General features: G+C 36.3%; 7 protein-coding genes and 1 pseudogene. 1 reads left to right on the top strand and 7 read right to left on the bottom strand.

Annotation, left to right across the window (positions count from 1 at the left end; all coding sequences use genetic code 11):
* Both FTU19_RS15565 and mobC read right to left on the bottom strand, forming a co-directional pair.
* Positions 1-245, bottom strand: a pseudogene (locus FTU19_RS15565) (mobilization protein A); the annotation flags it as partial.
* Positions 235-567 (bottom strand): plasmid mobilization relaxosome protein MobC, encoded by a 333-nt coding sequence (mobC, locus tag FTU19_RS15570; protein WP_003115802.1) that lies wholly within the window; start codon positions 565-567, stop codon positions 235-237. The gene mobC and the pseudogene FTU19_RS15565, both read right to left, overlap by 11 nt.
* 553 nt (positions 568-1,120) lie before the next feature.
* Between mobC and FTU19_RS15575 the strand changes: the two genes are divergently transcribed.
* Positions 1,121-1,576, top strand: a complete 456-nt coding sequence (locus FTU19_RS15575) for a hypothetical protein (RefSeq protein ID WP_180131854.1) — start codon at positions 1,121-1,123, stop codon at positions 1,574-1,576.
* Between the two features lie 48 nt (positions 1,577-1,624).
* Here the strand turns inward: FTU19_RS15575 and FTU19_RS16395 are convergent, their stop codons facing one another.
* From FTU19_RS16395 to FTU19_RS15605, 5 genes are all read right to left on the bottom strand, one after another.
* Positions 1,625-2,422 (bottom strand): hypothetical protein, encoded by a 798-nt coding sequence (locus FTU19_RS16395; RefSeq protein ID WP_257223308.1) that lies wholly within the window; start codon positions 2,420-2,422, stop codon positions 1,625-1,627.
* 29 nt (positions 2,423-2,451) lie between these two features.
* On the bottom strand, positions 2,452-3,393 hold the full coding sequence (locus FTU19_RS15590) for a replication initiation protein (protein ID WP_180131857.1): 942 nt from the start codon (positions 3,391-3,393) through the stop codon (positions 2,452-2,454).
* 233 nt (positions 3,394-3,626) lie between these two features.
* Complete coding sequence (locus FTU19_RS15595; RefSeq protein WP_003115798.1) at positions 3,627-3,914, bottom strand: type II toxin-antitoxin system RelE/ParE family toxin; 288 nt, start codon at positions 3,912-3,914, stop codon at positions 3,627-3,629.
* A complete protein-coding gene (locus FTU19_RS15600) occupies positions 3,911-4,225 on the bottom strand; it encodes a type II toxin-antitoxin system Phd/YefM family antitoxin (protein ID WP_003115799.1) in 315 nt (104 codons plus the stop codon). The genes FTU19_RS15595 and FTU19_RS15600 overlap by 4 nt, the downstream gene beginning before the upstream one ends.
* A 76-nt stretch (positions 4,226-4,301) precedes the next feature.
* A partial coding sequence (locus FTU19_RS15605; protein ID WP_180131860.1) for a relaxase/mobilization nuclease domain-containing protein occupies positions 4,302-5,809 on the bottom strand: 1,508 nt, incomplete at its 5' end.

A 5,809-nucleotide genomic window follows, 5' to 3' on the forward strand; every position in this document is an offset into this window, starting at 1 on the left:
AATGTTTCTTCAAAGCTCTGCATGATGGCTTCTTTTTGGTGTTCTTCGAGGTTTGGTTCCTCAAATGAAAGTACTCCAACCGTATAACGGTTTTGGAAGTCCAAGTTGTCTGCTAATCGTTGGGTTAATTCAGGATCTCCACTCAGTAAAACTGCACCTGGTCTATCCCTATCTTTGCCAAGTAGGTAGTCAATGGTTGCACCTGCACTACCACCGCCCTTATTTCCCAAAAATTTAACGATCATAGTTGGCTAAAATTCCTTGTAGTTGTTCTCGAATAACTGCCAACTCTGCAAAGGCTCTAAGTTTTTCTATATCAGATTCCACAGTATTTACTTGTCTCGCAATCTGATTGAGATTGCCCCCAATGCGTCCTAATGCTGCTAATAGCTGAGGATCTGCCGCTTTATAGTTTCTTTTTTTATTCGGTTTCTCATCTAGACAAGTATTTCGAATCCAAGTTGCAAGCTCTCCACCTTCCATACGTTCCAGTAAGGCATGATGTTCAGCTTCTGTTAAACGGACTTTGATTTCCTTATTACGTTTTATAAGAGTTTTTTCTTTCATAACAACTCATCAAATACTTGGTGCTTTTGGGTTTTGGGGTCGGCTTTTTTCCGTAAGAATTTTGGCTATGTTTCATGGCCATAAATCTTGCGGAAATAAAGTCGAAAAGAGGGTCAAGGGATTCTTCCCTTGCAAGGCACAAAAGGTAATCTAGCGAAAACTTTAGTTTTTGTCTAGAGTACCCTTTGTGTGTCCTTGCCCAATTAAAATATAAATTCAGTGATACATAATACATGTCGAAAAAATGGCGCATAAATATCGTCTATAAGGTTATGGAAATGGAAAAGTTTTTTATGTGATAAAGTTAATTCACACATTAAATAGATATGAACAAAGCTTATGAAACTGAATATCCCAAAAACTGTATATATAGAATGCCCGAGTTGTGACTATAGTGGTCATTCTACAGATATTAATGACATAACTATTTGCGGTAATTGCGGACTACAACTTCATAAGGATGAACTAATAAATATAAATAAGACAAAAATAGAAAAGAAGATTGAACAAGATTTAATGAAAGAACTTTTTAAGAACTTTAAGTGAGGTAACTATGAGTTTAGATTGGGAAATTATTTTATCTACTATAGCAGTTAGCATTTCAGCCTATAGTTTTCTTTCCTCCAGAAAACTTACTTTAGAAATAAATAAACAGCAATTGCAGATAAATGAATTACTCTTAACAAAAGAGAAAGAATATTTCGAAGAGAAAAGTAAAGCTAAGTTTCGAGCATTTATTTTAAATCAGGGTAACCATTTTCAAATCAATATAACTAATCAAGGAAAAGCCAATGCAAGAAATCTTCATTTAGAAATAATCATTGATGAAAGATATAAAGGTGACTTTTATAACATAGATAAGCTATTCCCAATGAATCTAAACACAGGCCAAACAACAAAAATAGGTTATGCAAGAAAGATAGACTTTCCTAATAAATTCGCAATCTTGCTAACCTGGGATGATGAATACAGAAAAGGTAATAAAGAGCAAATTGAACTAACAAGCTAAAGCAAAAAGGCTGTTATCTGATTTAGGCTTGCACATGGACACTTAAATTTACCAATTACAACTAAGCTTGTTGTTTGCAAGAGCTTCTTTCACTGGCTTTAAATCATATGTTTGAACTGACATTTGATTGCCTATAGCTTGAAAAGCAAAGGTTACTTCATCATTAGCTTTTAAAAATTTGAATAACTTTTGCTTCTCATAATTGAATGACTGAATCTCCCCCGAAGAATCAATTGGAATATAAATGTTTGACCCTTCTTTCTTTGGATTTGATACCAGCATGTGATAGCCACCATTGCTATAAGCTGCTTGCATATAAGAATATAAAATTAGATCTAATTTATTTTTTTCATCACACCTAAATATCAAATTTGGATAAATATAGTTGTAATTTCCATCTATAGTTAGCGTGTTAGGAGTAGTAACAATAGTTTTACCATTCGCTTCAAATTTTGGCGGGTCATAAACAGGATCAGGTAACTTAAAATTAGGCTTAATTAACTGGCCTTTATCATCAAACTTAGGTTTTTCTTTGCATATTTCAGCCCAACCGCGCGTAAACATTTTATTGCTAGTATTAGACTCATTTTGAAAAACTACTTCATTTTCATTCAAGACAATAAATTTGTTGAAACCAACATACCCACCAAGCCTATTTTTAGAATTAGCTTCACCACAATAACCTTGCAAATTTCTTACTTGTAATGAAGATGGATCTATCAGATCTTTTTTAATAGTAGTATTTATAAGGTCTAATACTTGCTGATCTAATTTAGCCTGTTTTTCTTCAGAACTTTCACACCCGATCAAAGTAAATACCGCTGCTAATAAAATAAACTTTTTCATATCATCTCAACTAAAAAATATCGTTATTCTTACTGTTTAACCCAATTAGCTACTGCTGACTTTGATACTTCAAGACTATCAGCAATCTCTCTTATACTTTTTCCATCTCTGCGAAGCGATATCGCTTTTTCTCTAATCTCAGTGTACTTCATTGCCCTAGCTTTACCTCCATTAGACGAGTTACTTGCCGTTCCTCCTTTAGCCCCTTTACGACTTTGACGATCTATAAACTCTTGATAACAGTAAGCATCCTTCTTCCAGCAGTACGTTGCAATGCTCTTTGCCGTAGCTTTGACCTCAGAGTATGGTAATGGCTCTAAAAACGCCTCATTTACGCTTAGACAGTGTTTTACTACTTCATCTAGCCAAGTAGTATAAATACCACCTCTATGTGCTCTAATCGCTTTATATGCCCATTTACGCACTGTATCGAACATAGTGCAGTTACGCCCAAGCCCTGAAACCTCTTGTTTCTTACTTAGTTTCTTCGGTAAATCGACAAAATCAGCTAAATAATCGAGCGTATAGGCTTGTTCACTCCAAAAAGTGACACGCCAATCTTTATGAAATGGATTCTTTGTAATGAGATGACTGTAGCCAACGTCTGCTCCAAGTTTATTGGCAAGTCCTGCCTGAACCTTCGAGGCATAGGCTATTGCTTTTTGACTCGCTAATTCACTGGTACACAGTGGAATTTCTAATTTATAGCAAATATGAGCATGACCATTTTTTAAGGTCTGCGCTGTCCAATAGGGCATTGGCAAATTTTCATCATGCCATGCCATGACAGCATCTGAACGATCTATATCAAAAAAGAAGTAATGAAGCATACAAGGCTGATTACCCTGTATGTATTGCATGTTAATTGCCGTTTTTTTCGGTCTTATTTGTAAGCCATACAATAAATCATCTGCACAGTATGGTTTATGAGCAAGATTTTCAAAAAAATCGCTTAATTGAGCGTTATTCACCTTTTGCAACGTCCTTTATGTTGCAAATGCTCAAAACATCAGTAAAATACAAGTATCGAATTTGCGTTTACTGATGCTTTAAGTATTTGTTAAACAATGAGAAAAAAGTAGGTTTGCCGACCTGCTTTTTTTTCGCCTGAAAGAAAATCTAACACAACTTTAATAGTTTTAAAAGTTATTGATTTTCTTAATTTTATAGCCGTTTTCTTGCCAATATACGGCATATAATCTAATTAAATATTTCTCGAAGTATGCAAGATTCTTAAAATAAAAACTCGCTTGGCTTCCTCATCAATTTGAATAATTGCACGGTATGGACTGTCAGAAATAAGCATTTCTCTTGTTCCTAAACTGCCCTTCTTTTTAGTTCGATTTGGTGAGAAATACAGGGTTTCCAGCTGTTCAGTAATTTTTAAATACATCCCTTCTGCTAGTTTTTCGCCCCATGTCTCTATGCCATACGCCAAAATTTCAATTAAATCCTGTTCTGCTTGTGGCAAGTAAGAAACTTCATAGGTCATCTTTTACGGCTCGCTACCAAGTCTCGTGCCTTTTGCATTGCAGTCGCATGTACTGACTTCATTTCTTTCGTGTCAGATGGATGCGCTTTCAAAGCATTTAACGCTTCTGTGATTTTCTCTTTTTCCCAATCTTCATAATCATCATCTTGGACATCAAAAAGGCTTTCTAAGTGGGTGCCTTTCACGTCTTTTAATGACAAGAAAACACCAACAGGGCGCTTATTCTTTGTGACTAATACAGGCTCTCGCTGCATCGTATCTAATAACTCACCAAAGCGTGATTTTGCATCTTTCGCTGTAATAACTTGCATTTTCAAACCTCATAAAAGTAGGCGTTTTGTCTATTTTAGACTTTTTTTGAAAGTAATCTAGCGTAATTTATTAAATTTAACGCCCAAATCCTCTACTAGCCCTCCTTTCAACCTGTTTTTCTTTCATTTGCTGGCTAATTTGCTGTTCACTTCTCTTAATTTGCTGTTCAGATTGTTTAATTGCTGATTTTGACTGGCTAATTCCTCGTTCTGACTTCTCAATACTTGATTCTGAATGCTCAATGTTTCGATCTGCTCGCTCTGACTTTGATTTATAGCGTTTAGCTCTTTCAATTGCTTCTCTAACGAGTTCAATAAGTCTTTGTAGCGATTCATAAAGTCGTTTGGCATTATCTTGTTCCGCTTGATTAGGATTACTCTGTTTTACGTCCTGCTTTACTTCTTTTGAGGTGGCTAAGTTTTCAAATAAACTTCCGCTATCCTTCAAAAGCTCCTTTCCATCATTTGACTGGTTAAATGGATTTTCAAAAGGAGTTTTAAAGTTAGATTCTATTTTTCCAATTTCAGTACCATTTGACTGGATGTGGTCTCGTAAGCGTCCGCTTTTTTGCTGTTCTTCGCCATGATATATAGGGTTTTCTTGTCTTCGCTCTCGTGTAGAGTCACCTTCCGCAAGATTTGTTTCTCTAGCGGTGTCTGCTCTACTTTCAGATTGATTTCGGCTAATTCCTGCTGCTTGTTCTGAATTTGCTTCGCTAACCACCAATTTACGCCAAGAAAGATCAGAAACACTGTAATCAACACGCCCAATATTGCTCCCGTGAGAATATTCAAACGCAAAGCGTTTCTGATTTTCGGCTGATGATCTTGGATGGTTTGAAGGTTTGACCTTAAAATTTTCTCTGTTTCCTTGCTGCTTGCTCTCAGTAAGGCGTTGTAACTTTCCAAGTGCTGTTTCGTAACGCTCTCGGCTTGTTCTTTGATAATCCTGTCCTGCTCGGCGGTGTTCTTCTGCAAATTGCTTATCAAATTGTCGATTTTCATAAATTACGCCTTCTAAACGAATATTCCGCTTGCCGTCAGGATTCTTAATACTGATTGATCTATCTGTTTCTCTAGCAATCTCAAAGCCTGCACCCTTCAAGGTTTCAACTACATCTTGCCTATTTTGGATATTGCCATTACTAATTTGTTCAGCAATTGCGGTCCCGATTTGCTCTTTAATTTCTTTGACGCTTGAAGGTAGGTTTTGGCTATTCAAAGTTTTAATTGCTTGAGCTTTCTCTGGTGCATGAGGGTCTGTTAAACCATGCTCAAAATTGATGACTTGTTTCCAGTTTTCTACAAGTGGGCGGTCAGCTTGATCAAAATAAGGCTGTAATCTTTTTCCTGTACTTAATTCCACATTTGGAATGACGAAATTAAGCTCTAAACGTCCTTTATCAGTGTGTTCTATCCAAGTGATGTCGTACTGGTCACGCTCTAACCCAGCAAGCAATGTTTCTTCAAAGCTCTGCATGATGGCTTCTTTTTGGTGTTCTTCGAGGTTTGGTTCCTCAAATGAAAGTACTCCAACCGTATAACGGTTTTGGAAGTCCAAGTTGTCTGCTAATCGTTGGGTTA

Source organism: Acinetobacter sp. YH12072, from assembly GCF_013419565.1.
In the GTDB taxonomy this organism is placed as follows: Bacteria; Pseudomonadota; Gammaproteobacteria; order Pseudomonadales; family Moraxellaceae; genus Acinetobacter.

What these genes read in the sequence shown, in the direction of transcription:
- FTU19_RS15600 (WP_003115799.1), bottom strand. Translation starts at nt 4,225, where the DNA reads ATGCAAGTTATTACAGCGAAAGATGCAAAATCACGCTTTGGTGAGTTA.
- FTU19_RS15575 (WP_180131854.1), top strand. Translation starts at nt 1,121, where the DNA reads ATGAGTTTAGATTGGGAAATTATTTTATCTACTATAGCAGTTAGCATT.
- FTU19_RS15595 (WP_003115798.1), bottom strand. Translation starts at nt 3,914, where the DNA reads ATGACCTATGAAGTTTCTTACTTGCCACAAGCAGAACAGGATTTAATT.
- FTU19_RS16395 (WP_257223308.1), bottom strand. Translation starts at nt 2,422, where the DNA reads ATGAAAAAGTTTATTTTATTAGCAGCGGTATTTACTTTGATCGGGTGT.
- mobC (WP_003115802.1), bottom strand. Translation starts at nt 567, where the DNA reads ATGAAAGAAAAAACTCTTATAAAACGTAATAAGGAAATCAAAGTCCGT.